The 25,649-nt window shown below is 72.7% G+C and carries 26 protein-coding genes; 9 read left to right on the plus strand and 17 right to left on the minus strand.

Annotated elements, in window-relative coordinates; genetic code table 11:
• Positions 1-166: 166 nt before the first annotated feature.
• The 12 genes from hemL to BIV04_RS15400 all read right to left on the minus strand — a co-directional run bounded on the left by hemL (position 167) and on the right by BIV04_RS15400 (position 11,031).
• The gene (hemL, locus tag BIV04_RS15345; protein WP_055975643.1) at positions 167-1,510 is read right to left on the minus strand and encodes a glutamate-1-semialdehyde 2,1-aminomutase; all 1,344 of its coding nucleotides are present in this window, start codon (positions 1,508-1,510) and stop codon (positions 167-169) included.
• A complete protein-coding gene (gene hemB, locus BIV04_RS15350; RefSeq protein ID WP_055975645.1) occupies positions 1,510-2,499 on the minus strand; it encodes a porphobilinogen synthase in 990 nt (329 codons plus the stop codon). The genes hemL and hemB overlap by 1 nt, the downstream gene beginning before the upstream one ends.
• Entirely contained in the window at positions 2,499-3,290 is a 792-nt protein-coding gene (locus tag BIV04_RS15355) for a uroporphyrinogen-III synthase (RefSeq protein WP_071257391.1), read from the minus strand. The genes hemB and BIV04_RS15355 overlap by 1 nt, the downstream gene beginning before the upstream one ends.
• A complete protein-coding gene (gene hemC, locus BIV04_RS15360; protein WP_071257393.1) occupies positions 3,287-4,273 on the minus strand; it encodes a hydroxymethylbilane synthase in 987 nt (328 codons plus the stop codon). The genes BIV04_RS15355 and hemC overlap by 4 nt, the downstream gene beginning before the upstream one ends.
• A gap of 4 nt (positions 4,274-4,277) precedes the next feature.
• Positions 4,278-5,501 carry a ferrochelatase gene (locus BIV04_RS15365; protein ID WP_143048738.1) on the minus strand — a complete coding sequence of 408 codons (1,224 nt, stop codon included), beginning with the start codon at positions 5,499-5,501 and terminating at the stop codon, positions 4,278-4,280.
• Complete coding sequence (hemQ, locus tag BIV04_RS16905) at positions 5,498-6,271, minus strand: hydrogen peroxide-dependent heme synthase (RefSeq protein ID WP_143048739.1); 774 nt, start codon at positions 6,269-6,271, stop codon at positions 5,498-5,500. The genes BIV04_RS15365 and hemQ overlap by 4 nt, the downstream gene beginning before the upstream one ends.
• Positions 6,272-6,382: 111 nt before the next feature.
• Positions 6,383-6,610 (minus strand): DUF3618 domain-containing protein, encoded by a 228-nt coding sequence (locus BIV04_RS15375; RefSeq protein WP_071257396.1) that lies wholly within the window; start codon positions 6,608-6,610, stop codon positions 6,383-6,385.
• 45 nt (positions 6,611-6,655) lie between these two features.
• Positions 6,656-7,105 (minus strand): phage holin family protein, encoded by a 450-nt coding sequence (locus BIV04_RS15380; RefSeq protein ID WP_071257399.1) that lies wholly within the window; start codon positions 7,103-7,105, stop codon positions 6,656-6,658.
• Positions 7,102-7,350: a hypothetical protein gene (locus BIV04_RS15385; RefSeq protein WP_071257584.1), complete on the minus strand. Its 249-nt coding sequence runs from the start codon at positions 7,348-7,350 to the stop codon at positions 7,102-7,104. Before BIV04_RS15385 ends, BIV04_RS15380 begins: the two co-directional genes overlap by 4 nt.
• Before the next feature lie 117 nt (positions 7,351-7,467).
• The gene (locus BIV04_RS15390) at positions 7,468-8,832 is read right to left on the minus strand and encodes an NAD(P)/FAD-dependent oxidoreductase (RefSeq protein ID WP_255364325.1); all 1,365 of its coding nucleotides are present in this window, start codon (positions 8,830-8,832) and stop codon (positions 7,468-7,470) included.
• On the minus strand, positions 8,829-9,896 hold the full coding sequence (gene hemE / locus BIV04_RS15395) for a uroporphyrinogen decarboxylase (protein ID WP_071257401.1): 1,068 nt from the start codon (positions 9,894-9,896) through the stop codon (positions 8,829-8,831). The genes BIV04_RS15390 and hemE overlap by 4 nt, the downstream gene beginning before the upstream one ends.
• Positions 9,897-10,017: 121 nt before the next feature.
• Entirely contained in the window at positions 10,018-11,031 is a 1,014-nt protein-coding gene (locus tag BIV04_RS15400; RefSeq protein WP_071257403.1) for an NADP-dependent oxidoreductase, read from the minus strand.
• 153 nt (positions 11,032-11,184) lie between these two features.
• On the opposite strand from BIV04_RS15400, the gene BIV04_RS15405 reads away from it, so the two are divergent.
• Positions 11,185-12,471: a glutamyl-tRNA reductase gene (locus BIV04_RS15405; RefSeq protein WP_071257405.1), complete on the plus strand. Its 1,287-nt coding sequence runs from the start codon at positions 11,185-11,187 to the stop codon at positions 12,469-12,471.
• 48 nt (positions 12,472-12,519) lie between these two features.
• Entirely contained in the window at positions 12,520-12,927 is a 408-nt protein-coding gene (locus BIV04_RS15410; protein ID WP_054147455.1) for an NUDIX domain-containing protein, read from the plus strand.
• Positions 12,928-13,005: 78 nt separating this feature from the next.
• On the opposite strand, the gene BIV04_RS15415 is transcribed toward BIV04_RS15410, so the two are convergent.
• Positions 13,006-13,923, minus strand: coding sequence for a serine hydrolase (locus BIV04_RS15415; RefSeq protein WP_083396525.1), 918 nt, complete (start codon positions 13,921-13,923; stop codon positions 13,006-13,008).
• A complete protein-coding gene (locus tag BIV04_RS15420) occupies positions 13,917-15,881 on the minus strand; it encodes a M13 family metallopeptidase (protein ID WP_071257407.1) in 1,965 nt (654 codons plus the stop codon). Before BIV04_RS15420 ends, BIV04_RS15415 begins: the two co-directional genes overlap by 7 nt.
• Positions 15,882-15,999: 118 nt before the next feature.
• On the opposite strand from BIV04_RS15420, the gene BIV04_RS15425 reads away from it, so the two are divergent.
• Entirely contained in the window at positions 16,000-17,265 is a 1,266-nt protein-coding gene (locus tag BIV04_RS15425; protein WP_071257409.1) for a uracil-xanthine permease family protein, read from the plus strand.
• Positions 17,262-18,593, plus strand: a complete 1,332-nt coding sequence (locus BIV04_RS15430) for an MATE family efflux transporter (RefSeq protein WP_071257590.1) — start codon at positions 17,262-17,264, stop codon at positions 18,591-18,593. The genes BIV04_RS15425 and BIV04_RS15430 overlap by 4 nt, the downstream gene beginning before the upstream one ends.
• Positions 18,594-18,629: 36 nt before the next feature.
• On the opposite strand, the gene BIV04_RS15435 is transcribed toward BIV04_RS15430, so the two are convergent.
• Both BIV04_RS15435 and BIV04_RS15440 read right to left on the minus strand, forming a co-directional pair.
• Positions 18,630-19,709 carry a LacI family DNA-binding transcriptional regulator gene (locus tag BIV04_RS15435; protein WP_071257410.1) on the minus strand — a complete coding sequence of 360 codons (1,080 nt, stop codon included), beginning with the start codon at positions 19,707-19,709 and terminating at the stop codon, positions 18,630-18,632.
• A 64-nt stretch (positions 19,710-19,773) separates the two neighbouring features.
• A complete protein-coding gene (locus BIV04_RS15440) occupies positions 19,774-20,448 on the minus strand; it encodes a hypothetical protein (protein ID WP_071257412.1) in 675 nt (224 codons plus the stop codon).
• A 123-nt stretch (positions 20,449-20,571) separates the two neighbouring features.
• Between BIV04_RS15440 and nucS the strand changes: the two genes are divergently transcribed.
• The 4 genes from nucS (at position 20,572) to BIV04_RS15455 (ending at position 23,524) form a co-directional block, all read left to right on the plus strand.
• Positions 20,572-21,267: an endonuclease NucS gene (gene nucS / locus BIV04_RS15445; protein WP_043595239.1), complete on the plus strand. Its 696-nt coding sequence runs from the start codon at positions 20,572-20,574 to the stop codon at positions 21,265-21,267.
• 81 nt (positions 21,268-21,348) lie between these two features.
• Positions 21,349-21,525, plus strand: a complete 177-nt coding sequence (locus BIV04_RS17220) for a hypothetical protein (RefSeq protein ID WP_177174837.1) — start codon at positions 21,349-21,351, stop codon at positions 21,523-21,525.
• 23 nt (positions 21,526-21,548) lie between these two features.
• On the plus strand, positions 21,549-22,226 hold the full coding sequence (locus tag BIV04_RS15450) for an HAD hydrolase-like protein (RefSeq protein ID WP_071257414.1): 678 nt from the start codon (positions 21,549-21,551) through the stop codon (positions 22,224-22,226).
• Positions 22,223-23,524 (plus strand): CynX/NimT family MFS transporter, encoded by a 1,302-nt coding sequence (locus BIV04_RS15455; RefSeq protein ID WP_071257416.1) that lies wholly within the window; start codon positions 22,223-22,225, stop codon positions 23,522-23,524. Before BIV04_RS15450 ends, BIV04_RS15455 begins: the two co-directional genes overlap by 4 nt.
• Positions 23,525-23,576: 52 nt before the next feature.
• On the opposite strand, the gene BIV04_RS15460 is transcribed toward BIV04_RS15455, so the two are convergent.
• Entirely contained in the window at positions 23,577-24,485 is a 909-nt protein-coding gene (locus tag BIV04_RS15460; RefSeq protein WP_071257418.1) for an SDR family oxidoreductase, read from the minus strand.
• Between the two features lie 249 nt (positions 24,486-24,734).
• Between BIV04_RS15460 and BIV04_RS15465 the strand changes: the two genes are divergently transcribed.
• Positions 24,735-25,649: a cation diffusion facilitator family transporter gene (locus BIV04_RS15465; protein WP_071257420.1), complete on the plus strand. Its 915-nt coding sequence runs from the start codon at positions 24,735-24,737 to the stop codon at positions 25,647-25,649.

Here is a 25,649-nt window from a genome sequence, read left to right on the forward strand (position 1 = left end):
ACGATGTAAACAACCCGCCACATCATTTCTTGGCGGGTTGTTTACATCGTGGCGGGGTGCGGCGGAGCAGGCCAAGCCCAGAGTGACGGGCAGGGCGAGCCCGGCACGCAGAGCAGGCCGAGCCCCCGGCGAGCCGGAACGGAGGCGTGGCGCGCGCTCGCGCGGACTAGTGCGGAGCCTGGGCGGCCGCGGCGGCCTTGGCCGCTGCGGGTACGGCGTCGAGGATGCGCGACACCACGTCGTCGTCGTGGGCCGCCGTGACGAACCACGCCTCGAACACCGACGGCGGCAGGTTGACCCCGGCGTCGAGCATGGCGTGGAAGAACGGCGGATAGCGCCAGGTCTGCTGGGCCCGGACGTCGTCGTAGTCGTTCGGGGCCGTCGGCGTGAAGGCGAACGAGAAGAGCGACCCGGCGCGCTGGACACTGTGCTCGACTCCCTCGGCGGACAGGGCGGCCGAGACGCCGGCGGACAGCTGGTCGGCGACGGTGTCGAGCCGGGCGTAGACCTCGGGCGTCGCGAGCCTCAGCGTGGCGATGCCGGCGGCGACGGCCACGGGGTTGCCGCTGAGCGTGCCCGCCTGGTAGACCGGCCCCAGCGGAGCGAGGAAGTCCATCACCTCGGCGCGTCCGCCCAGGGCCGCCAGCGGCATGCCCCCGCCGATGACCTTGCCGAAGGTGATGAGGTCGGGCTCCCACCCGGCGCCGTCGGGCACGACCTGCGACGCCTCGAGGCCCCACCAGCCGGCACGACCGACCCGGAAGCCGGTGAGCACCTCGTCGACGATCAGCAGCGAGCCGTGGCGTCGCGTGATCTCGGACAGGCTGCGGTTGAAGCCGCGCTGCGGCGCGAGCACACCCATGTTCGCGGCGGCCGCCTCGACGATGACGGCCGCGATGCGCGGGCCGTGCTCGTCGAAGGCCGCGCGCACGGCGTCGAGGTCGTTGTAGGGCAGGACGAGCGTCTGGGCCGCGGTCTCGGCCGTGATGCCGGCCGAGCCGGGCATCGACAACGTGGCGACGCCCGAGCCGGCCTCGGCCAGCAGCGAGTCGGAGTGACCGTGGTAGTGCCCGGCGAACTTCACGAGCAGGTCACGACCGGTGTAGCCGCGGGCGAGACGGATGGCCGTCATGGTCGCCTCGGTGCCGGTGGACACCATGCGCAGCTTGCCGATCGGACGCTGGTCGCCGACGGCGACGCGTTCACGGACCAGCTCGGCGAGTTCGGTCTCGGCCGGGGTCGACGCCCCGAACGACAGGCCGCGCGCGGCCGCCTGCTGAACGGCCTCGAGCACCTCGGGGTGCGTGTGCCCGAGGATCGCGGGGCCCCACGAGGCGACGAGGTCGACGTAGTCGCGCCCCTCGGCGTCGGTGACGTACGCACCCTTGGCACCCACGAGGAACCGTGGCGTCCCTCCGACGGAGCCGTACGCGCGGACGGGCGAGTTGACGCCGCCCGGGATGGACCGCTTGGCCCGGGTGAAGTAGGTGTCGTTGCTCTGCTCGGTCATCAGAACCGCTCTTTCTGGAGGCGCGTGGCCAGTTCGGTGGCCCAGTACGTCAGGATCGCGTCCGCCCCCGCCCGCTTGATCGAGAGGACGCTCTCGTAGGACGCGGCGTCGAGGTCGATCCAGCCGTTCGCGGCGGCCGCGTGGATCATCGCGTACTCACCGCTGATCTGGTACGCCCAGACCGGCACCGTGCTGGTCGCGGCGGTCTCGGCGAGGACGTCGAGGTAGCTCATGGCCGGCTTGACCATGACGACGTCGGCACCCTCGGCGATGTCGAGGTCGACCTCGCGGAGGCCCTCGCGCCCGTTCGCGGCGTCCATCTGGTAGGTACGGCGGTCGCCGACGAGGGTCGACTGAACGGCCTCGCGGAAGGGGCCGTAGAAGGCCGACGCGTACTTGGCGGCGTAGGCGAGCAGCGCAGTGCCACCGAAGCCGGCCTCATCGAGCGCGTCCCGGGCCGAACCGATCTGGCCGTCCATCATGCCGCTCATGCCGATCAACTGCGAGCCGGCTTCGGCCTGGACGACCGCCATCTCGTCGTAGCGGACGAGGGTGGCGTCGTTGTCGACCGAACCGTCGGCGGCGAGCACGCCGCAGTGACCGTGGTCGGTGAACTCGTCGAGGCAGAGGTCGGTCTGGACGACCAGCGCACCCTGGGCGGCGTCGACCGCCACGCGGGTGGCCACGTTGAGGATGCCCTCGGGGTCGGTCGCGCCCGATCCGACGGCGTCCTTCTCGAGGGGCACGCCGAAGAGCATGACTCCGCCGACGCCGGCCTCGGCGGCCTGCTCGATCGCCCGGGGAAGGCTCGACAGGCTGTGGTGGACGACGCCCGGCATGGACGAGATCGGGGACGGCTCGTCGATGCCTTCTCGGACGAACATCGGCAGGACGAGATCGGCGGGGTGCAGACGGGTCTCGGCCGTCAGACGGCGCAGGGCAGGGGTGGCACGCAGGCGGCGGGGCCGCACGCGGGGGAAGTCAGACATCAGTCCTTCTCGGTGGGGGTCGTTCCGGCGGACGGGCCGTCGAGGGCGTGGTCCACCACGGCCTCGACGAGGGCGGCCGCCGATCGGGTCTCGGCGATCAGGTGCACGGGCAGTCCCGCGGCACGGGCGTCGAAGGCGGTGCGCGGGCCGATGCACGCGACGAGGGTCGCCGGCGGCAGGGGCGCCAGCTGGGCGGCGATCTGACGGGCCACGCTGCCCGAGGTCACGAGCAGCACGCCGATCGAGCCGTCGGCGACGCCGTCGCGCACCTCGGTCGAGACGGGCACGCCGACCGTGCGGTACGCCGAGACGAACTCGGCGTCGAACCCGCGGGCCGACAGCCCGGCGACGAGCGTCGGCTCGGCCAGGTCGGACTGCGGCACGAGCACGCGACCGGTGACCTCGTCGGCCGGCCACTCCTTCACGAGCCCGCGGGCCGAGTTGTCGCCCTCGGGGACGAAGTCGACGCGGATGCCCGCCAGGCTCAGAGCGGCCGCGGTGGTCTCGCCGACCGCGGCGACCCGGGTCGACGCCGGGGGCCGGATTCCGTTGCCGACCAGGACGTCGACCGTCGTGGCACTCGTGACGACGAGCCACTCGTAGACGCCGGACTCGAGGCGGGCAAGGGCGGCGGCGAGCAGCTCGGGCGTCTCGGCCGGGGCGAAGTTGATGAGGGGGGCGATGACCGGCGCGGCACCGCGCGACCGGAGGGAGGCCGCGACCCCGTCGCCCCACTTGCCGCCGCGCGGCACCAGGACGCGGACGCCCTTGAGCGGCTTGTCGACGGTCACGAGGCGCTGCCCAGGGGGTCACCGCCGGACGGTCCGCCGCCCAACGGGGCGAACTCGGCCGCGCCGGAGTCGAGCAGTTCGTCGACCACACGGCCGGCGACCTCGTGGACGTCGGCGAGGCGCGCGACGAGCGGGCCGTCGTCGAGGGAGACGGCGTGCGACGAGCTGAGGCGCCGGCTGCCGTCGGGGCTGTACACGGTCGCGCTGAGCAGCAGCAACCCGGCGTCGACGACGGCGCTGGCACCGACGGGTGCCGCGCACCCGGCCTCGAGGCCGGCCAGCACGGCCCGCTCGGCCGTCACCACGAGACGGGTCTCTTCGTCTTCGATGGCGGCCAGACCGCGAGCGAGCGCCTCGTCGGGGTCGCCTTCGCGGACCTCGACGGCCAACGAGCCCTGGCCCGGCGCGCTGGGCCAGAAGCCGAGCCCCAGCAGTTCGGTCGCGGCGTCGAGGCGTCCCAGCCGGCCGAGCCCGGCCGCGCTGAGCAGGACCGCGTCGAGGTCGACGCCGACGCGGCCGAGCCGCGTGTCGACGTTGCCGCGGATGTCGACGACCTCGAGGTCGGGGCGTCGCGAGAGCAGCTGGGCGGCACGGCGCGGCGACCCCGTGCCGACGCGAGCACCCTCGGGCAGTCCCTCGAGGGTCAGCCCGTCACGGGCGCAGAGGGCGTCGCGAGCGTCCGCGCGACCGGGAGTCGCCCCGATGACGAGACCGGGGTGCGTTGCGGTCGGCAGGTCTTTGAGGGAGTGCACGAGCGCGTCGCACTCGTCCGCGAGGAGCGCCTCGCGCAGGGCACTGGCGAACACGCCGGTGCCCCCGAGGGACGCCAGCGACTCACCGGTGCCCTGCGACCGATCACCCTCGGTCTTGATGCGGACGAGTTCGACGTCGTTGCCGGTCGCAGCCGCGATGCGGTCGGCGACGGTGGTCGACTGCGCGACGGCCAGCGCGCTGCCCCGGGTTCCGATGCGGATGGTCGCCACGGGGTCAGGGGACCAGCCCGGACACGGCGGGCTTGAAGCCGAGTCGCACGTTCTCGCAGCAGCCGGGACGACACACGTCGTACCAGGGCCCGAGGTCGGTCACGTGCGGACGGTCTTCTGCCGGTACGCCGTCACGACGCTCGAGCACGAGGTCGACCAGCCCGGTGACGTAGTTCGGGTCGATGCCCGGCGTCGGGGTGCGCGTCGCCCAGAAACCGTTCTTCTCGCTGGTCTCCATCGCCTCGTTGTCGAGGTCCCACATGACCTCCATGTGGTCGCTGACGAACCCGAGCGGCACGATGATCACGGCGCGGGTCGGACCCCCGGCCAGGTCGTCGATGGCGTCGTTGATGTCGGGCTCGAGCCACGGCATCGAGGGAGGGCCGCTGCGCGACTGGTAGACGAGCTGCCAGGGGACGGTCGTGCCGCCACCCTCGGGCAGGTCGAGGTCGAGTGCGGCCTCGGCCGCGGCCATGACGACTTCGGCGACGGCCTTGTGCTGGGCGGCGTAGGCGCCGTCGGCGTCGAAACCGCGCGCCTCGGGGCCGCTCTTCGCCGCGTCGGTCGACGGGATCGAGTGCGTGGCGAACAGCACCTGCACCTCGGTCGAGAGGTCGAGTCCCTCGTTCTCGTCGCGAGCCTTGACGAGCGCGTCGCGCACACCGTCGATGAACGGTTGCACGAACCCGGGGTGGTCGAAGAACTGGCGCACCTTGTCGATCTGCATGGTGGCCTCGAGCCCGGTGGCGTCGAGCGCCATCGCGAAGTCCTCGCGGTACTGGCGGCACGAGCTGTAGGACGAGTAGGCGCTGGTCGCGACCGCGATCAACTTGCGGAACCCGCGCTCGTCGGCCTCACGCACGGCGTCGGCCATGTACGGCTGCCAGTTGCGGTTGCCCCAGATGACCGGCAGGTCGATGCCCCGTCGCTCGAGCTCGGCCTCGAGGGCCGCCTTGAGCTCGCGGTTGTGCTGGTTGATCGGGCTGACGCCGCCGAAGTGGCGGTAGTGGGTCGCGACCTCTTCGAGTCGTTCTTCGGGGATGCCCCGACCCCGGGTGACGTTGCGCAGGAACGGGATGACGTCGTCCTGCCCCTCGGGCCCGCCGAAGCCGGCCAGCAGGATGGCGTCGTAGTCGGTCGGCTCGGAGACGTGCTCGGGCCCCGAGGCGGCGGCGGGGGTGGCGTTGCGGACGAGACGCCCGTTGGTGATGTGGCTGGTGTCGGTCACGACAAGACCTCGATGATGTCGGTGGTAGGGATGCGGCGGCCCGTGAAGAACGGGATCTCTTCGCGGACGTGGCGTCGGGCCTCGGTGTAGCGCAGGTCGCGCATGAGGTCGACGAGTTGGACGAGCTCGGGCGCCTCGAGGGCGAGGATCCACTCGTAGTCGCCGAGCGAGAAGCTGGCGACCGTGTTGGTCAGCACCGCGCGGTGCTCGGAACCCTGCTTGCCGTGTTCGGCGAGCATCTGACGGCGCTCGGCCTCGGGCAGTAGGTACCACTCGTAGCTGCGCACGAACGGGTACACCGTGAGCCAGGTCTCGGGCGCCTTGCCGCGCATGAAGGCCGGGCTGTGGTTGCGCGAGAACTCGGCCTCGCGGTGCATGCCCATGGCGTTCCATGTGGGCAGCAGGCCGCCGAGCACGTCGGTGCGCAACAGTTGCCGGTAGGCGGACTGGACGGCCTCGGGGACCTCGCCGTGCAGCCAGATCATGATGTCGGCGTCGGCCCGCAGGGCGCTGACGTCGTAGAAGCCGCGCACGGTGACGCCGAGCCCGGCGAGGGCGTCGACGACCGCGTCGAGCTGCGGGACGTCGTCGAGCTCGGGGGCGTAGGGGTTCTGCGGGTCGCGACGCAGCACGGCCCAGAGCGTGTAGCCGAGGCGTTCGACGGGCGGCGGCGTGCTCGCCGCGTCGTCACCGGGCTCGGTCTGGACGGGTGCTGCGGGTGAATCGGACGTCGGCAGTACGGGCGCTGCCGCGTCGGCGCTGGAACTCATGCAGTCATTCTCCCTCTCGGCACACTGGGAGCCCAACCAGGTTGCTCCCGGTCGAGCGAACGGGCCCGGGTGCTCGTCGGGGACGAGACGTCGGGCGAGCCCGGCGACCGTTCAGCGGCGCTTGACGACCGCGACGACCACGCCCGCGACGGCCAGTGCGCCCGCCCCCGCGGCGGCGAGCCACGGGGTCTTGTCGCGGTCGAACGACGCCTTGGCGCGGTGCCCGGCGATGCCCAGCTGCTTGGGCACGTTCAGCTTGTCCTCGAGCTCGTTGAGCGTCGCGGCGAGCTCGGCGCGCGTGCGGTCGATGTGGGCCTGGATGTCGGTGCTGTCGCTCACGGTGCTCCTGTCGGGAACGGGAAGGATGGGGGTCGAGGAGGCGCGTCAGCGCTCGTCGAGGCGGGCGCCGGGGATCGAGCCCACGCCCTTGACGGCCTTGAGGTCGGCCTTCAGGCTCGCGATGGTCTTCTCGGGGACCGCGGGGAGCCCCTTCTTGATCGACTTGTACCCGAGGAACGCCAGCAGGGCGGCGACGAGCAGCAGCACGCCGGCGACGATGAGGGCCGAGGCCCAGCCGGGAAGCCAGATGGCGAGCAGCAGGACGATGCCGGTCAGCAGGACGCCGAGCATGGCGAAGACGAAGATCAGCGCACCGACCAGGAACCCCGCACCGATGCCGAACGCCTTGAGCGTGCCGATGACCTCGTACTTGAGCAGGGCCAGCTCGCCCTTGACGAGGTCGGTGACCAGCGTGGGGACGTCCTGCACCAGGGCGAAGAGCGACCGCGGCCTGGTCTTGTGCCGCACCTTGTCGCTGCGCGTCGAGTCGGTCATTTCTTGCGGCCGCCGCCGAAGAGCTTGGAGATGCCGCGGGTGATGCCCGTGACGACGGCGTCGACGCCGTCGGCCGTCTTGGCGCCGGCGAAGTCCTGGCCCTTGGCGACCTGGCGCTGCACGGCCCGGCTGTTCCAGACCTTGGACGCCCTCTCGGTGATCTGCTCGTACCGGTCGTGGCCGGCGCGGGCGCCGAGCACGAATCCGACAGCGGCTCCGGCGACGAAGATCAGTTTGCCTCGCACGGGGGACTCCATTCGTGGTCGTACGCGCGACGGCATGTGCCGCACACGTCCGTCCAATGTAGCCCGAGGCGGCTGCCCGACGCCCGCGCCGGACCGAAGCCGACCGACCCCGAGGCCTCAGTCGCGGGACGGGGGCGACGAGAGCGCCGCCACCAGGGTGGCGGCCTGACGACGCGAGTGGGCGACGATCGCGGCCAGCCCGCGGCCCGCCACCGCGCCTCCGGCCTGCACGACCTCGACCACGGGCTGGGTGACGGCCGCCGCCTCGGCCCGGCGCGGGGCGTCCCAGGTGGCCCGGCCGAAGCCGACCAGGTGATGCTCGGCGAGGTCGACGCCGAGCAGGGTCGAGGCGTCGGCGAGCGCCGCGTCGCGCACCTCGGTGTCGGGCGTGCCGCGGTCGACGACGGGCGAGTCGAAGCTGAGCCGCAGCACGTGGCGTCCCCCGGCCAGCTCGGCCAGCCAGCTCCACTTGACGGTCGCGTGGGTGAGGGCCTTGGCGCGGAGTCCGGTCGAGCCGGGGGCGACGAGCACGCCCGTGCCCCGGGGCGCCGCGTCGAGCTCGGGCCGGTCGACGACGAGGGTCGCGAGGGTGATCGCCCCGGGCGGCACCGAGGAGGCGCGGGTCGTCAGGGCCACCGCCTCGTGGTCCCCCACGGCCAGCACGACCTGTCTCGCCCGGACGTGCTCACCACCGGCGGTCTCGACGCTCGTCTCGTCGATCGACCGGACGCGGGTGCCGAGCCGGACGTCGACGCCGTCCCGCTCGAGGTCGGCGACGATCGGGTCGACCAGGCGGGCGAGGCCGCCGCGGATGCCCGCCACCGCCGAACCGGCCGGGGCCAGGGCGCGCAGCCCGAGCACAGCGGCGGCGAGGCTGCCCTCGCGCTGCAGGGCCGAGCGCAGTCCGGGGGCGACGCGGTCGACGGCGAGGAGGTCGGGGTGGAGCGAGTGGACGCCCGAGACGATGGGGCTGACGAGCCGGTCGACGACCGCGTCACCCATGCGGGCCCTGACGAGACCCCCCAGGGTGGTTTCTTCGCCCCCGACCTCGGCGGGCAGCTCGGCGTCCCCGAGCGCGCGCATCACCCCGGCCTCGCCGACGACGGCGCGGACGTCGGCGGCGGACGGGTCGCCCGGGATGCCGAGCAACCCCGTGCGCGGGATCGGGAACGACTCGCCGTCGGCTTCGTGCAGCCAGGCGCCACGGGGATCGGGCAGGACGATGTCGTCGCCCAGGCCGAGTTCGGTGGCGAAGCCGGCGACCGTGCCGCCACGGGTGGCGAAGCTCTCGGCTCCGGCGTCGAGCGCGATGCCGGCGACCACGTGGCGCGAGACCTCGCCGCCGAGACGGTCGGACGCCTCGAACAGGACGACGCTCAGCCCGGCGGCGGCCAGGTCGCGGGCGAGCACGATGCCGCCCATGCCGCCGCCCACCACGGCGACGTCGATGACGGCGCCCGGGGTGACGACGGGCGGGGTCACAGCGTGTGGGCGAGCTCGACGATGCGGGTGAGCACGTCGGGGTCGGTGTCGGGGCTGACGCCGTGGCCGAGGTTGAGCACGTGGGCAGGGGCCGCCCGGCCACGCTCGACCACGTCGCGGACGTGCGCCTCGAGCACCGCCCAGGGCGCCTGGAGCACGGCGGGGTCGATGTTGCCCTGCACCGGGGTCGAGCCGCCGAGGCGACGCGAGGCCTCGTCGAGCGGGATGCGCCAGTCGACTCCCACGGCGTCGGTGCCGACGTCGCGCATGGCGGTCAGCACCTCGCCGCTGCCCACGCCGAAGTGGATGCGGGGCACGTCGAGGTCGGCGACGTGCGACAGGGCTCGCGCCGAGTGGCGGGCGACGTGCGCGGTGTAGTCGGCCAGCGACAGCGACCCGACCCACGAGTCGAACAACTGGGCGGCGCTCGCACCCGCGAGCACCTGGGCCCGCAGGAAGGCGCCGGTCACGTCGGCGGCCCAGGTGAGCAGGGCGTCCCAGGTCTCGGGGTCGCTGTGCATGAGGGCGCGGGCACGGATGTGGTCCTTCGACGGCCCGCCCTCGACGAGGTAGGCGGCGAGGGTGAAGGGCGCACCGGCGAACCCGATCAGCGGCGTGCTGCCGAGCTGCGCGACGGTCTGGGCGACGCCCTCGGCGATCGGGGCCAGCGCCTCCGGATCGACGGGCCGCAGGGCCGCGACGTCGGCCGCCGTGCGGATCGGCGTCTCGAGCACCGGCCCGCGACCCGGGACGATGTCGACCGCCACGCCGGCCAGCTTGATCGGCACGACGATGTCGCTGAAGAAGATGCCCGCGTCGACGCCGTGACGGCGGACCGGCTGCAGCGTGATCTCGCTCGCCAGGTCGGGCGTGAGGCAGGCGTCGAGCATCTTGGTGCCGACGCGCAGCTCGCGGTACTCGGGCAGCGAGCGCCCCGCCTGGCGCATGAACCACACCGGCAGCGTCTCGGGCCGGTCGCCACGCAACGCGCGGACCAGCGGCGAACGCGTCGTGAGGCCGGTGGCCAACGGGTGCTGCTCGGGCAGGGCGGAGGTCTGGGTCACGTGGTCGATTGTCCCATCGCCCGCTGGACGTCACGTCGAGGCGACCCGCCGCCGGCCCCGCCCCGGCGAGACCCTCACGGTCGGGTCGCCTCGAACGCGGGAGCGGCCGAGGAGGCGCGGGTCAGGAGACCGCGACGACCATCTTCCCGACGTTGGCACCGCGCATCAGCCCGGTGAAGGCGTCGAACGCGTTGTCGATGCCCTCGACGACGGTCTCGTCGTAGACCACGTCGCCGGCGGAGAGCCAGGGGCCCATCTCGGCCTGGAAGGCGGGTGCGAGGTGGCGGTAGTCGCCGAGGGTGAAGCCCTTCATCGTGAGGCCGCGGGTGACCATGTTCGTCATCCCGGTGATGCCGACCGGGGCACCGGTCGAGTTGTAGTTCGCGATCGAGCCGCAGAGCGCGGCACGGCCGCCGGTGCGGAACGAGGCGAGGGCGGCCGACAGGTGGTCGCCGCCGACGTTGTCGAAGTAGAGGTCGATGCCGTCGGGCGCGGCCTCGGCGAGCAGCTCGGAGACGTCGCCGTCGCGGTAGTTGAAGGCGGCGTCGAAGCCGTACTTCGAGGTCAGCAGCTCGACCTTCTCGGCCGAGCCGGCGCTGCCGACGACCCGCGAGGCGCCCTTGAGGCGAGCGATCTGGCCGACCATGGTCCCGACGGCCCCGGCGGCACCCGAGACGAAGACGACGTCGCCCTCGCGGATGCCGGCGATCTCGGTCAGGCCGACGTACGCCGTGAGGCCGGTGAGGCCGAGCACGCCCAGGTACGCCGACAGCGGCACGCCGTCGACGGGCTGCACGGCGCGGAAGGCGGCCGCGCCTCCCTGGGCCACGTCGCGCCAGCCCTGGTCGTGCAGCACGACGGTGCCGACGGACAGGTCGTCCGAGCGGGACTCGACGACGCGGCCGACGGCACCGCCGGTCATGGTCTCGCCGAGCGCGAAGGGCGGGATGTACGACTTCACGTCGTTCATGCGACCGCGCATGTAGGGGTCGACCGAGAGGAACTCGTTCTGCACGCGCACCTCGCCGTCGGCGAGCTCGGGCAGGGTCACCTCGACCCGGGCGACGTCGTCGGGGGTGGGCTCGCCGTGCGGGCGGGCGACGAGCTGCCACTGGATGCTGGTGGTCGAGGTCATGGTGTTCTCCTTCGTCGATGCGGTACGCGCCGCCGTCCGGAATGCGGACGCCGACACCCGTGTTGCAAGTTGCAACTGCCAGGATGCATTCCCGGCCACTCGACGTCGAGTCAACGCCCAGCCGAAAACGCCGATCAGAGTTAGGATCACTCAGTGCTCATCTGCCTCACGGCGTCCCACCAGAACGCCAGCTTCGACCTCCTCGAGAGGCTGAGCATCGGCGCACCCTCGGCGGCGGGCACCCTGGTCGACGGCAGCGACTTCGTCAGCGGCGCGGTCGTGCTCGCGACCTGCAACCGTTTCGAGGCCTACCTCGACGTCGACGAGCCCCTCACCGCGGGCAGCGCCCTGGCCGTCGAGGCCACGATCGAGACCATGAGCACGGCCAGCGGCGTCGAGCCCGACGACCTGCGCGACAGCGTGCGGGTCATCACCGGCGACGAGGTCGTCGAGCACCTGTTCGCCGTCAGCTCGGGCCTCGAGTCGGTCGTCGTCGGCGAGGACGAGATCTCGGGCCAGGTGCGCCGGTCGCTCGAGCGCGCCCGCCACGACGGCACCACCTCGCGCGACCTCGAACGCCTCTTCCAGAAGGCGTCGCAGACCTCGCGCGGCATCAAGAACCAGACGAACGTCGGAGGCGCGGGTCGTTCACTCGTGCGCCTCGCCCTCGAACTGGCGTCCTCACGAGTGACCGACTGGTCCGAGGCGCGCGTCCTCATCGTGGGCACCGGCCAGTACGCGGCCACCACGGTCGCGGCGCTCCGTGACCGCGGCGCCGACCAGCTCGCCGTCTACTCGGGTTCGGGTCGCGCCGAGTGGTTCGGCCTCAAGCACGCCGCGACGCCCTACGACGACCTCACCACCGCCGTCGCCTGGAGCGACGTGCTGATCACCTGCACCTCGACCACCGAGCCGGTCGTGACGCGCGACGTCGTCCGCCCCGGGGGTCGCCGCCTCGTGATCGACCTCGGCCTGCCCCGCAACGTGGACCCGCTCGTCTCGAGCGTCGAGGGTGTCGAGCTGCTCGACCTCGAGACCATCAGCCTTCACGCCCCACTGCCCCAGCTCAGTGCGGCCGAGGACGCCCGCGCCCTCGTCACGTCGGCGGCCGCCGAGTTCCAGGCCGTCGCCGCCGAGCAGTCGCTCACCCCGTCGGTCGTCGCCCTGCGCAAGCACGTCTTCGGCCTGCTCGACGCCGAGATCGAGCGCGCGCGGTCGCGCGGCGACTCGTCCGAGCGCACCGAGTCGGCCCTGCGACACCTTGCCGGCGTCCTGCTGCACACCCCCTCCGTCCGGGCGCGCGAGCTGGCCCGCGAGGGTCGCGGCGACGAGTTCCGCGACGGTCTCGAGGCGCTGTTCGGCGTGACCGACGCGCGCCGCGCCTCCTCGTCCTCGCCGTTGCGCGCGGTCGACGACGAGCGTCAGGCCTCGGCGGGCTGACCGCCGTCGCGGCGCCGCTCCCCCGCGCTCGTGCCCGAAGATGGCCTGATGGACACCATCGTCGTCAGCGCGCTCGCCCTCGTCCGTGACCGGCGGATGCTGATGGTCACGGCTCGGGGTCGTGACGTCCTCTACCTGCCGGGCGGCAAGCTCGAGGCCGGCGAGACCGCGGCCGAGGCGCTGGTCCGAGAATCACGCGAAGAGGTCGGCGTCGAACTCGACCCGGCGACCGTGGCCGAGCTGTTCACGGTCGTGACGCAGGCACACGGCGAGCCCGAGGGCCGACAGGTCGCCATGACGGTCTTCGCCGCCGAGCTCGCGGCGACGAGCCCCGAGCCGGCCCCTGCCGCCGAGGTCGGCGCAGTTCACTGGGTGACCTCGGCCGACGCCGACCGGTGCCCGCCGGCCGGGGTCGCGACGCTCGAACGCCTGCGAGGGCTCGACCTGGTCGACTGAGCCGCCGCGCGGTTCGGCGGCGCGGCCGCGCGCACGGCGCGCGCGGCCCGACACGACACGACAGGCCACGCCCGCCGCTCAGTGCACGTACTCGAGCGCGTCGGTGCCCACGGCCCGCAGGGCGTCGAGTGCGCGGAGGCGGTGGGCGAGCGTCAGGTCGTCGAACGTGACGATCACGCAGTACGCCACGCTGCGGTGCGGTCCGCGCAGCACTCCGAGCTCGGAGCGCACCCCCGGGTCGCCGCCCGTCGTGTGGACGATCTGGAGGTCGTGGTCGAGACGTCGGTGCCCGAGCGGATCGAGACCGAACGGTGCGGCGACGAGCGACGTGTCGGCACGCAGCGACAGCCAGCCGAGCACCCGGTTCGACACGGCCCGGTCGACGACCTCGCCGCGGGCCAGGGACACCATCAGACCGGCCAGCTCGTGGGCCGAGCCGACGGCGAGCGCGGGCGCGTCGTCGGGGCCACGCGACGACCGCGTCACGTCGAGGAGGGCCGTCTTCGTGAGTCCCAGTGACTCGCTCCGTGCCCGCACCGCGGCCAGGCCGACCCGCCCGATGAGCGCGTCGATCGCCGCCGCGTCGCGGAATGCTCCGACGAGCGTCGCCGCGTCGGTCACCGGGAGGCTCGTCCGGCGGAGGTAGGGCCAGAGACCGCCGGGCCCCTGGTCGCCGGGGTCGCCCGGTCGGTCGAGTTCGTCGAGCGGACGCAGCGTGCCGTCCTCGATGCGAGCCGACACCTCGATCAGCAGCAGGACGGCACCGAGCTGCCCGACCGGCAGAGCCAGGTGCTCGTCGACGCTCAGCAGGTCGGCGCCCGAGTCGAGGTCGCCGACCGAGGCCGAGACCCGACCGCCCGCGAGGGCCAGGTCGCCCAGGGCCGCGAACGACGACGAGAACGACTCGAGCGCGCGACCGCCGCCGTGACGCGGCTCGTGGTCGGCGCCGTCGGCGTTCTCCCGTCGGGCGCGGCGCCCGGGCCCCGGACCTACCAAATCGTGACGCGCTCCTCGGCCGGCAGCCACAGCGCGTCGCTCTCGGTGACGCCGAACGTCTCGTAGAACTCGTCGATGTTGCGCACGATCTGGTTGCAGCGGAACTCGTTCGGCGAGTGCGGGTCGATCGAGATGAGGCGGATCGCCTCTTCGTCGCGCAGCTTGATCTGCCAGGCCTGGGCCCAGCTGAGGAAGAACCGCTCGGCGCCGGTCAGGCCGTCGACCACGGGCGGCTCGTCGCCGTCGAGCGAGATGAGGTAGGCCTTCCAGGCGATCGAGAGCCCGCCGAGGTCGCCGATGTTCTCGCCGATCGTCAGGGCACCGTTGACGTGGTGGTCGGGCACCTGCTTCGGGGCGAGGGCGTCGTACTGCGCGATGAGCGACGAGGTGAGCTTCTCGAAGGCCTCGCGGTCGGCGGGGGTCCACCAGTCGGTCAGCTTGCCGTCGCCGTCGTACTTCGAACCCTGGTCGTCGAAGCCGTGGCCGATCTCGTGGCCGATGACGGCGCCGATGGCCCCGTAGTTGGCGGCGGCGTCGCGGTTCTCGTCGAAGAACGGGAACTGCAGGATCGCCGCGGGGAAGACGATCTCGTTCATGCCCGGGTTGTAGTACGCGTTGATGGTCTGCGGCGTCATGAACCACTCGTCGCGGTCGAGCGGCTTGCCGATCTTGCCCAGCTCGCGGTCGAAGCCGAAGGCCGCGGTGGCGCGCACGTTGCCGACCAGGTCGGCGGGGTCGATCGACAGGGCGGAGTAGTCGCGCCAGGTCGAGGGGAAGCCGATCTTGGGCGTGAACTTCTCGAGTTTCTCGAGGGCCCGGGCGCGGGTCTCGTCGGTCATCCACTCGAGGCCCGTGATGCTCTGACGGTATGCCTCGACGAGGTGGGCGACGAGGACGTCCATCGCCGTCTTGGCCTCGGGTGCGAAGTGCCGCTCGACGTAGATGCGGCCGACGGCCTCGCCGAGGGCACCCTCGACGAGCGAGACGCCGCGCTTCCACCGGGCGCGCTGCACAGGGGTGCCGGTGAGGGTGCGACCGTAGAAGCCGAAGTTCGCCTCGACGAAGGGCGTCGACAGGTAGGCGGCCGTCGAGCGGACGATCTGCCAGCGCAGCCAGTCGCGCCAGGCGTCGACGCGGTCGTCCGTCAGCAACGTGGCCAGCCCGGTCACGAACGACGGCTCGCGCACGACGAGCTCGTCGAAGACGCCGGCCGGCCCGCCGACCGCGTCACGCCAGGCCGTCAGGTCGACCCCTTCGGCGAGCGCGTCGAACTCGGCCCAGGGCAGCAGGTTGTAGGTCTTGTCGCTGTCGCGGGTGGCGACGTTGCTCCAGTGGTGCGAGGCGAGGGCGGTCTCGAGCTCGATCACGCGGTCGGCGCGGGCCGAGGCGTCGTCGAGGCCGGCGAGCCCGAGCATCTGCTCGACGAACGCCCGGTAGGCGGTCCGCACGGACTCGAACTTCTCGTCGCGGTAGTACGACTCGTCGGGCAGGCCGAGGCCGCCCTGTTCGACGAAGACGACGTAGCGCTCGGGGTCGCCCGGGTCGTTGTCGACGAAGAGCTGCACGACGCTCGGCATGCCCTGCTTCTCGAGCGAGCCCAGGAGGCGCGTGAACGAGGTCACGTCGGTCACCTTCTCGACCTCGGCCAGGAGCGGTTCGAGGGGTGCGGCGCCGAGCGCCTCGATGCGCTCCTCGTCGGTGAAGCTGGTGAAGAGGTCGCCGACCTTGCGGGCCTCGGTGCCGGGTTCGGCGGACTGCGACTCGATCACGATCTCGCGGACGGCCTTCTCTGCCTCTTCGGCGAGCAGGTAGAAGGAGCCGTAGCGCGCCTTGTCGTCGGGGATCTCGGTGCGGTCGATCCAGGCACCGTTGACGTGCCGAAAGAGGTCGTCCTGCGGGCGGACCGCCGGGTCGAGTTCGTCGGTCTGGATTCCGCTGCTCGATGCGTCGCTGGTCATGCTCGTCAGCCTAGGTGAGGCCCCCGACGGCGGGCCGGGCCGAGCCCGCTGCGGCCCTGGCTGACGAGGTCGTCTCAGGAAACACGGAGGAAACGGCACCCCCAGTACAGTTCTCGGCATGGCACTCCCCTGGGCACTGCACGGCGACGGCAAGACAGTCGACCCGACCGAGATCGTGGCCCCGGAGGAGCGGCTCAGCTGGCCGCGCACCATCGGCCTCGGCGGCCAACACGTCGTCGCGATGTTCGGCGCGACCTTCCTCGTGCCGATCATCACCGGGTTCCCGCCGAGCACGACGCTGTTCTTCTCGGGCATCGGCACCCTGCTCTTCCTGATCATCACGAAGAACCGGCTGCCCAGCTACCTGGGCTCGTCGTTCGCTTTCCTCGCCCCGATCGCGGCCGCCACCGACGTGGGCGGCATCCCCCTCGCGCTCAGCGGCATCATCGTCGTCGGCGCCCTGCTCGCGGTGATCGGCGTGGTCGTGAACCTCGCGGGCACCCGCTGGATCGACGCCCTGCTGCCCCCGGTGGTCAGCGGCTCGATCGTCGCCCTCATCGGCTTCAACCTGGCCCCGGCCGCCCGTGACAACTTCGCGCTCTCGCCGGGCATCGCCCTGATCACGCTCGCCGCGGTCGTGCTGAGCGCCGTCCTCTTCAAGGGCCTGCTCGGCCGCCTGTCGATCTTCGTCGGCGTCGTCGTCGGCTACGTCGCCGCCGTGATCGCGGGCGCCGTCGACTACAGCGCCGTCGCGGCCGCGCCGTGGGTGGGCCTGCCGACCTTCACCGCTCCGGCCTTCGACCTCGGTCAGCTGCCGATCTACCTCGGCTTCCTGCCCGTCGTGCTCGCCCTGATCGCCGAGAACGTCGGCCACGTCAAGGGCGTCGGCCAGCTCACGAAGCGCAACCTCGACCCGCTGACCGGCCGCGCCCTCTTCGCCGACGGCCTCAGCACCGTCATCGCCGGCCTCGGCGGTGGATCGGCGACCACCACCTACGGCGAGAACATCGGCGTGATGAGTGCCACCCGGGTCTTCTCCACCGCGGCCTACTGGGTCGCCGGCGTCGTCGCGGTCCTGCTCGGCCTCTCGCCGAAGATCGGCGCCGTCATCTTCACCATCCCACCGGGGGTGCTCGGCGGCGTGACGACGGCGCTCTACGGCCTGATCGGCGTCATCGGCATCCGCATCTGGGTCGAGAACAAGGTCGACTTCAGCCGGCCCAAGAACCAGCTGACCGCCGGCGTCGCACTGATCATGGGCATCGCCGACTTCACCCTGGCCCTCGGAGGCGCGAGCTTCGGCGGCATCATCCTCGGCACGGTCGCGGCCATCGTGGTGTTCCACGTGATGAACGGGCTGGGTCGGCTCCGGGGCACCGACTGAGCGTGCGCCTCCGCTCGCCCCTCGACCGCGAGATCCTCCGCCTGGCCGTGCCGGCGCTGGGGGCGCTCGTGGCCGAGCCGCTCTTCCTGCTCACCGACACCGCGCTCGTCGGCCACCTCGGCTCGGTGCCGCTCGCGGGGCTCGGCGTGGCGAGCGTCATCCTGCAGACGGCCCTCGGGCTGCTGATCTTCCTCGCCTACGCGACCACCCCGACGGTCGCACGGCGACTGGGGGCCGGTGACCAGCGGGGCGCGATCCGGGCCGGGGTCGACGGCATGTGGTTCGCGCTGCTCGTCGGCATCGTCGTCGCGGGGGTCGGCGCGATGGTCGCCGAACCGCTCGTGGGCCTCTTCGGCGTGGCCGACGAGGTCGCCGCGGCCGCCACGACGTACCTCTCCGTCTCGCTGCTCGGCCTGCCCGGCATGCTGCTCGTGATCGCCGCGACGGGCCTGCTGCGCGGCCTGCAGGACACCCGGACGCCCCTCGTCGTCGCCACCGTCGGCTTCGCCGCGAACGCCGGCCTCAACGCGCTGTTCCTCTACGGCTTCGGCTGGGGCATCGCCGGCTCCGCTGCCGGCACGGTCGTCGCGCAGTGGGGCATGGCCGCCGTCTACGTGGTGATCGCGGTGCGGGCGGCCCGGGACGTCGGCGCCGACCTCCGCCCGGGGCTCGCCGGGGTCGGTCGCACCGCGCAGGCGGGCGGCTGGCTGCTCGTGCGGAACGCGGGTCTGCGGGCCGCGCTCCTCGCGACCGTCGCGGCCGCCGTCTCCGCCGGGGTGACGGGCCTCGCGACCATCCAGATCGCGCTCACCCTCTTCAGCACGCTGGCCTTCGCCCTCGACGCCCTCGCGATCGCCGGGCAGGCGATGGTCGGTCACGCCCTCGGGCAGGGCGACCGCGAGCGGGTGCGGGCGATCACGCGACGGCTGATGCTCCTCGGCGTGGGCGGCGGCGTGGTGCTGGGCGCCGTGCTGGCCCTGCTCGCGCCGGTCCTCGCGCCCGTCTTCAGCCCCGACCCGGGCGTGCAGGCGCTGCTGCCGTCGGTGGTCGTCGCGATGGCGGTCGGCATCCCGCTCGCGGGCTTCGTCTTCGTGCTCGACGGGGTGCTGCTCGGCGCGGGCGACGCCCGCTACCTCGCGATCGCGTCGGTCGTCAGCGTGCTCGCCTACCTCGCGGTCCTGCTCCCGGTGGAGGCGCGGGCCGGCACCACGACGTCGGGTGCGGTCGCGCTCTGGCTCGCGTTCGGCCTCGGCTACGTCGGCGCCCGGGCGGTCACGCTCGGCCTCCGGGCCCGCACCGACCGGTGGATGGTGGTCGGCGCGCGCTGAGCGTCGCGCCGCCCCGCGCCGGCCCTCGGCGCGGCGTCAGCGCGCGGGCGGACCCGTCGTCGAGCCGGGTCGGAACACGCTCGTGAAGGTCGTGCCCTCGACCGGCTCACCGGCGAGCAGCGCGAGCACCGCGCGACCGGCCGCGCGGCCCTTCTCGACCGCGGGCTGGACGACCGTCGTGAGGTCGGCGGCTCGCGGGTCGTCGAGCCGCACCCCGTCGTAGCCGACGACGCTCAGGTCGCCCGGCACCGAGAGGCCCAGGTCGTCCGCCGCCGCGATGACGCCCGACGCGAGCAGGTCGCTCTGCGCGATGACGGCCGTCGGCCGCTCGGCCTTGGGCACGTCGAGCAGCCGGAGGCCGGCGCGGTGCCCCTCGCTCGTCCAGCTGCCGCGCGTGGCCAGGCCGCCCACGCCGGGGAAGACCTCGCGGGTGCCGCGCAGCCGCTCGAGTGTCGGCCACGAGGTCCCGCGGGCCACCCGCTCGTCGGTCAGCTCGTCGTCCTGCCCACCGGTCGAGCGCCCGGGGCCGAGTTCGAGGGCGACGACGGCGACCCGACGGTGGCCCAGGTCGTGCAGGTGCCGCGCCAGCAGCCGGGACGAGCCGACGTTGTCCTCGGCGATGTCGAGCACGCCCTCGGTCGGCGGGGCCTCGATCGAGACGACGGGGATGCCGCGCCGCCGCATGATCGACACGGACTCGTCGAGGCGGGTGCTGCAGCCGAACAACACGACCGCGTCGACCGGGGCGTCGAGCAGGCGGGAACGCTCGCCCTCGCTCTCGGTGAGCAGCAGCAGCGAGTTGTCGGCCGGCCCCGTCACGTCGGCGATGCCGTCGAGCATCGCCACGTTGATCGGGTCGCGGAAGGCCGTGCTGAGGGTGGACTCGAGGACGGCACCGACGATGCCGGAACGCCCGCGGCGCAACGACCTCGCCCGCGGATCCGGCCCGGCGTAGCCGAGTTCGTCGGCGACGGCGAGCACCCGCGCGCGGGTCTCGTCCGACACGGGGCCGGTGCCGCTGAAGGCCAAGGAGGCGGTGCTCGCGCTGACCCCGGCGGCCCGCGCCACCGACGCGAGGGTCGGCTTGGCGGCGACGTCGCCCTCTGCCCGGCTCATGCTGCCGCAGCCTAGCCGACGGGGCCGGACGGCCTCCGGACGACCGGTGACGACCGGTGCGGTGTCAGTCGACGGGCCGCACGGGCGGTTCGTCGACGCCCAGGGCGGTGACGTAGTCGGACGCGAGGCCAGGCAGCTGTGCCCATTCGCCGTAGTGCGCGGCGGCCTCCATGAGGTCGACGATCGTGGCACGGACGGTCTCGCCCAGGGCGGGACGCATGTCGTGCACCGCGACGGCCCTCGCGCTGCAGAGGATCTCGAGCGGCAGCAGCAGGTCGTCCAGCACGTGCTGACGGGCGGCCGGCGAGAGCACCTGCACGATCGCCCGGGCGAGGTCGAGGAAGTGTGCGACGTCCGCGGGCAGGGCCAGCCCGTGGGCCGTGCAGGCCGGTCGGCGCACGCCGGGCTCGGGGACGTCCTCGAGCGAGGTCGCCTTCGTCGACGCCACGGAGATCATGCGGACGAGGTCGCGCAGCAGCACCTCGTTGAACCGACGGTGCCAGACGACGACGTGGGCCCCGCTGAACGGAGCGCGCACCACGACCTTCATGCGCCTCAGCTCGAAGAGGGCGAGGTGCGCCTCGCCGGAGGTGACCCGGTGCTCCCGAACGATGGTGTCCACGTCGAGGGAGTCGCCCGGTGCGTAGCGCGCCGTGGCCAGGTCGACGAGCAGCAGCTCGGTCGTGTCGTGGGTAGTCGGCCGCAGCGGCCGGGTCGTGACGGGCGTCGGGTTGGGCATCGTTCCTCCTGGAGGCGTCTGGGTGGTCGTCCTGCCGACCATCTGTCATGAATGTATTTCACATATGCATACCTGTCAACAGGGGCGGCCGAGGACCGATCTCGCCGCCCGTAGGATCGTCGGGTGCGTCTCGTCATTGCTCGCTGTTCGGTCGACTACGCCGGTCGACTGTCCGCCCACCTGCCCCTGGCCACGCGCCTCCTGATGGTCAAGAGCGACGGCAGCCTGCTCGTCCACTCCGACGGCGGCAGCTACAAGCCGCTGAACTGGATGAGCCCGCCCTGCACCATCCGCACGGTCGAACCCGACGACGACCAACGCGAGGCCGGCGTCGTCGAGCTGTGGAAGGTCACGCAGGCGAAGACGGCCGACATCCTGGTGGTCTCGATCCACGAAGTCCTGCACGACTCGTCCCACGAGATGGGCGTCGACCCTGGCCTGACCAAGGACGGCGTCGAGGCCGACCTGCAGAAGCTGCTGGCCGAACAGATCGACCTGCTCGGCGAGGGCCACACGCTCGTCCGCCGCGAGTACATGACCGCCATCGGGCCGGTCGACATCCTGGCCCGCGACGCGAAGGGGGCCGCCGTGGCCGTCGAACTCAAGCGTCGGGGCGACATCGACGGTGTCGAACAGCTCACGAGGTACCTCGAACTGATGAACCGCGACCCGCACCTCGCCCCCGTGACCGGGGTGTTCGCGGCACAAGAGATCAAGCCGCAGGCCCGCACACTGGCCCACGACCGAGGCATCCGCACGCTGCTGCTCGACTACGACGCGATGCGCGGCCTGGACGACTCGCACTCCCGCCTCTTCTGACCGAGTCTCCTTGAGACCTTGTGATACTCACATCTCAGGGTTATATTTCTGCGACGACCCCATCGACCGCAGGAGCAACCCGTGACCTCACCGATCTTCGACACCCTCACCGCCGAACGCGAGGCGACGCCTCTCTTCGAGTCCCTCTCCCGAGGCCTCGACGACCCGATGTGGTCGTTCGAGACCGTGACGCCGCCGTCGGCCAGGGGTGCCGTGCCGGCCGTGGCGACCTGGCCTCTCCGGTCGGCCCCGCGCTGACCCCGATCCGTAAGCTGGGGGCGATGACTCTCCCCTACACGGCCGTCCTCTACGACCTCGACGGCACCATCGCCGACTCGGCGCCCGCGATCACCGCCAGCCTCGCCCACACGATCGGCGAACTCGGCCTGCCGGTGCCCTCCGCCGCCGACCTGATGGCCTGGGTCGGCCCACCCCTGCCGCAGAGCTTCGAGGTGCGCCTCGGCCTCGACGGCGAGCGCCTCGTCGACGCCATGCGGCTCTACCGCGCGCACTACCTCGCCCACGGCGCCCTCGAGGGCGAGGTCTTCCCGGGCGTGCCCGACCTCATGGCGGCCGTGCACGCAGCCGGCATCCCCACCTCGACCGCGACCTCGAAGCCCGAGACCCCGGCCACGGCGATCCTGCGGGCGCACGGACTCGACCGCTACCTCGACGTCATCACCGGCGCCTCCGACGACGAGGTGCGCAACACCAAGGCCGACGTCGTCGAAGAGGCCCTCAAGCGCCTGCGGGCGCGCGGCGCCGACCTCTCGCGGCCCGTCCTGCTCGGCGACCGCCGCCACGACGTCGAGGGCGCGGCCGTGCACGGCGTGCCCACGATCCTGGTCGGCTGGGGCTACGGCGAGCCCGACGAGCACGTCGGCGCGGTCGCCGTCGCGGCGGACGTCGACGAGGTGGCCGACCTGCTGGGCGTCTCCCTGCTGCGCGGCGCCGCATGACCCGCGCCGCGGCCGCCGTGCGGTCGCCCGCCGCCTGGCTGCTCACCCTCGCGATCGTGCTGATCGCCCTCAACATGCGTGGGCCGATCGTGGCCCCGGCCCCCGTGCTCGACCAGATGAGCGCCGACCTCGGCCTCACGGCGGTCGTCGCCGGGCTGCTCACCAGCATCCCCGTGCTCTGCTTCGCGGTGGCGAGCCCGTTCGCCTCGGCCCTGATCGGCCGGATCGGCGCCGAGCGCGCCGTCACCCTCGGGCTCGCGGGCGTCCTTCTCGGCACCCTGCTGCGCACGGCAGGCGGCACGGTCTGGCTCTACGCCGGTACGATCGTGATCGGCGTCGCGATCACGATCGGCAACGTCGTGCTGCCCGTCGTCATCCGCCGTGACTTCAGCCCCGAGCGAGCGGGCTTCGTCACCGGCATATACACCTCGGCCCTCAACGTCGGGTCGATGATCACCTCGTTGGCCACGGCCCCGATCGCCTCGGTCGTCGGCTGGCCCCTCGCCCTCGTCACCTGGGGGCTGCTCGCCGTCCTGGCCGCCGTCGTCTGGTCGATCGCCGTGGGCCCCCGCGTGGCGGTGCGGGGCGGCAGCGTGGCCGTGGTGCCGGGGTCGCAGGCCGACGTCGACGACCGACACCGCGCCTCCTCGGCGACCGACGTCTTCACCGGCGGCATCGACGTCGTCGAGCCCGGCGAGGCCGAGGCCGATGCGCGCGAACGCCGACGCAGTGCCACCCCGCTGCTGCGTCGATGGACCACCTGGGGTCTGACGCTGGCCTTCTCGGGCCAGGCGTTCGGCTACTACGGGCTCACGGCCTGGATGCCGACGCTGCTGCGCGACGAGGTCGGGCTGACCCGCGAGGCGGCCGGTGCGAGTTCGTCGGTCTTCCAGATCCTCGCCGTGGTGGGTGCGCTGGGCGTGCCGTTCCTCGCCCTGCGGGTGCGACCCGCGGTCGTCATCGGTCTGATCGCCGTGTTCTGGTCGGCCATGCCGCTGGGCCTGCTCTTCGCCCCCGAGCACTGGCTGCTCTGGTCGATCTTCGGCGGGGCCGCGCAGGGCGGCGGCATCACGATCATCTTCATCGTCATCGTGCGCATGGCGTCGACCGACGTCGAGGCACGGCGACTGTCCGCCCTCGTGCAGGGTGGCGGCTACGCCATCGCCGCGCTCGGGCCACTGGCGATCGGCGGGCTGCACGACGTCAGCGGCAACTGGCAGATCCCGATGATCGGCGTCGCCGCGGCGGTCGTCGTGCTCGGCGTCAGCGGCGTGCTGTCGTCGCGGCGCGTGCCCTGAGCCGACCGGGTGGACGGCCCGGGGGCCTGTCGCGGCGGCCCGTCGGGCCGGGTCAGTCCCGCACGCCTCCGGCGAAGAGCACCTCGAGCGTCAGCGGATCGCGTCCGGTCAGGTCGCGCACGGACGACGTGACCTGCGCCACCTCGCCCGAGGCCATCGACGTGTAGGTGCTGACCCAGGCGTCCGCCTGGAAGGGCTCGGGCTCGAAGACACGACGGGACTCGTAGGCCTCGTCGACCGTCTCGTCCACGAACGTGAACGACCGCCCGCCGAGGGCGGTGAGACGTGCGGCCGCCTCCGTCAGGGTGAACGCCTCCGACCCGGTGAGATCGTAGGTCGCCCCGGCGTGCGACTCGTGGTCGAGCAGCACGACGGCCGCCACCGCCGCGACGTCGGCCCGGGCCACCGCGGCCACGCGCCCGTTGCCGGCCGGGCCCCGGATGACGCCCTGCTCGTCCGCGAACAGCGGGATGAAGTCCAGGTAGAAGTTGTCGCGCAAGAACGTGAAGGCCAGCCCCGACTCGCGGATGTACTGCTCGGTCGCGAAGTGGTCCCGCCCGAGCGTGAACACCGAGTCGGCCGACGCCCCGGCGAACGACGTGTAGACCACGTGCCGCACTCCCGCCTCGACGGCGGCGTCGACGAACGTGCGGTGCTGGTCGACGCGGTCGGGAGCCTCGGCCGCCGACACCATGAACAGGGTCTCGACCCCGCGCAGCGCCTCGACGGAGGCCGCCCGGTCACCGTAGGTCGCGACGGCGACCTCGGCCTCGGCGCCGTCGAGCCGGGGCGCGCGGGCGGCGTCGCGCACGACGAGCCGCAACGGCACGCCCCGCTCCGACAGGTGGAGAGCCACGATGCCCCCGACGGCACCCGTCGCGCCCGTGACGGCGACGAGCGACGAGGAGGCGCGGGCGGGTTCCCCGAGGGAGGCGGACGAGGTCTCGGTCGAGTCGGTCATGCCTCACTGAACCATGCGCGGTGGGGGCGGCTCCCAGGCGGGGCCGACCCGCGCCTCCTCGTCCGCCCGGCGCGCCCCGATCGGCGTTGTTGCGGGGATCGAGACTCGTTATCGACTGCCGGGATCGGTGGCCGTCGCCGACGGGCGCCGGTAGATTCGACGCCGGCCCGATACACCCACGGGCCGACCCGACGGGCCGACCCCACCCCGATCCGCCACCCCCGACCTCCACCCCGACGAGAGGCGCCCATGGGCCACGACCACGGACACGGACACGTCGCCGCCGACGGACGACGGCTGCGCCTCGCGATCGTGATCATCGCCCTGGGCCTCCTCGCCCAGCTGGTGGGCGCCTGGCTCTCGGGCTCGCTCGCGCTGCTCGCCGACTCGGGGCACATGCTCTCCGACCTGGCCGGGCTGGTCGTCGCGCTCGTGGCCACGATCGTCGCCGCCCGCCCCGCGAGCGGCCGACAGACCTACGGCTACCGGCGGGCCGAGGTGTTCGCCGCCTTCGTCAATGGCCTCGTGCTGCTCGCCGTGTCGCTCTCGGTCGCCGTCGCCGCCGTGTCCCGCCTCGTGGCGGTCGGCGAGCACGAGGTGCTCGGCCTGCCGATGCTGGTCGTCGGCCTGGTCGGCGGGGCGACGAACGTCGCGGCCCTGCTCGTCCTGCGGGGCGGGGCGACGCACTCCATCAACATGCGCGGGGCCTACCTCGAGGTGCTCGGCGACCTGCTCGGCTCGGCGGCCGTCGTCGTGGCCGCCGTCGTCGTGCTGACTACGGGCTTCACGCAGGCCGACTCGGTCGGGTCGCTGATCATCGCGGCGATGATCGTGCCGCGGGCCTGGTCGCTGCTGCGCGAGGCGATCCGGGTGCTGTTCGGGTCGGCACCGGGCGACATCGACCTCGAATCGGTCCGCACGCACATCGGCGACACCCCCGGCGTCGTCTCGGCGCACGACGTGCACGCCTGGCAGATCACCAGCGGGGCGACCGTCTTCTCGGCGCACGTCGTCGTCGAACGCGAGGTGTTCTGCGACATGAAAGTCGACGAGACCCTGGACGCCCTCGACCGGTGCCTCGCCGCCCACTTCTCGGTCGAGCACGCGACGTTCCAGCTCGAGCCGGCCGACCACGCGGGGCACGAGCGCGAGACGCACGCCTGA

It is taken from the genome of Frigoribacterium sp. MCBA15_019, from assembly GCF_001864945.1.
Lineage (GTDB): Bacteria > Actinomycetota > Actinomycetes > Actinomycetales > Microbacteriaceae > Frigoribacterium.